The sequence below is a fragment of the Collinsella sp. AF29-7AC genome, assembly GCF_003475665.1.
Classification (GTDB): domain Bacteria; phylum Actinomycetota; class Coriobacteriia; order Coriobacteriales; family Coriobacteriaceae; genus Collinsella.
Genome location: NZ_QRQX01000052.1, coordinates 1 through 1,091, shown reverse-complemented (window position 1 = coordinate 1,091; position 1,091 = coordinate 1). Strand labels below are relative to the sequence as shown.

The 1,091-nt window shown below is 45.7% G+C and carries 2 protein-coding genes; both read left to right on the top strand.

Annotation, left to right across the window (positions count from 1 at the left end; genetic code table 11):
• Nucleotides 1-109: 109 nt before the first annotated feature.
• Nucleotides 110-679: a hypothetical protein gene (locus tag DWZ15_RS10295; protein WP_118450835.1), complete on the top strand. Its 570-nt coding sequence runs from the start codon at nt 110-112 to the stop codon at nt 677-679.
• A 10-nt stretch (nt 680-689) separates the two neighbouring features.
• Nucleotides 690-1,016, top strand: coding sequence for a helix-turn-helix transcriptional regulator (locus DWZ15_RS10290; RefSeq protein WP_118450833.1), 327 nt, complete (start codon nt 690-692; stop codon nt 1,014-1,016).
• Nucleotides 1,017-1,091 lie beyond the last annotated feature (75 nt).

Here is a 1,091-nt window from a genome sequence, read left to right as displayed (position 1 = left end):
TGTACGGATGAATGTGGGAGGTGTTCGGATAAAGTCGATAATCAAGGAAGAGTTTCCAGTAACGATAAAATAATTGAAAAAGTACTGCTGGATGGCAAAAGGAGTTATTATGGCGAAAAGCGCTCAAAGAATTGAGATGTCGTTCGATAAAATGAGAAAAATCGGAATGGTTCTTTGTGCCGTGTTGGTACTTATTGCCATCGCTACTATCGCCGTCTTTGGTTCGGCACTTGTTGTTGCATGCCATAGCATTTTGAATGGCGCAGTGGTAATCGAGGGGGTCGTTGAGCTTGGTGAGGGCGGCAGCATCGCGCTTCCAAACTTGGCGCTATGGGCGGTTTTGCTCCTTGCAGGGGAGTTTACATTGTTAAGCATCAGCTTCGATGTCGCTCGTCGTCAATCGCCTTTTTCTATTCGACATGCACGGATGATTGCCGTTATTGCTTGCCTATTTGCAATTAATGCCATTATGGGCTCTCTACAGATTGGCAGCGATTTAAAAATAATGGTGGGCAATTGTGTATTGAGTTGTCGTATGAATTCCGCTCTCCTTCAGATTGGTGACTCAGGCATCACGTTGGATGTGGGATCTATCATTGCAATGATGGTCGCTTTCGCTTTGTCGATCTTCTGGCGCTATGGGGCGCTTTTGCAGTCCCAGTCCGATGATTTGGTCTAGGTGATTGACCATGGATTATCTCATTATTGAGGTTGAGACGCTTTTGCTTAAGACCGGGAAAACAAATGCCGATCTAATAAGAGCGACTGGGCATACGCCAGCCAACATTTCTAAAATCCGTAATGCAAAAATAAAGGCTATACGCTTGAAGACATTGCTCGATATCTGTGTTGAGTTGGATTGTCAGCCGGGAGATTTGATCCGTCGTGTGAGTGAAATAGAACTTGAGGAACTTACCATCGCGCGTGCGCGGAATAAGATTTTGCAAAGACGCAATCCCGACCCCCCCGAGATATTGCCCACAGAGGTTTACGTAGTAGATCTTTCTAAGGAATAACAAAACAGAATCAAGGGAGGTGCAGTGACGGTTGATTTTCAATCTCAACGCAACAGCCTGAACGGACCCCGCGTT

Coding starts and splice junctions, on each gene's coding strand:
- DWZ15_RS10295 (WP_118450835.1), top strand. CDS start 110: ATGGCGAAAAGCGCTCAAAGAATTGAGATGTCGTTCGATAAAATGAGA.
- DWZ15_RS10290 (WP_118450833.1), top strand. CDS start 690: ATGGATTATCTCATTATTGAGGTTGAGACGCTTTTGCTTAAGACCGGG.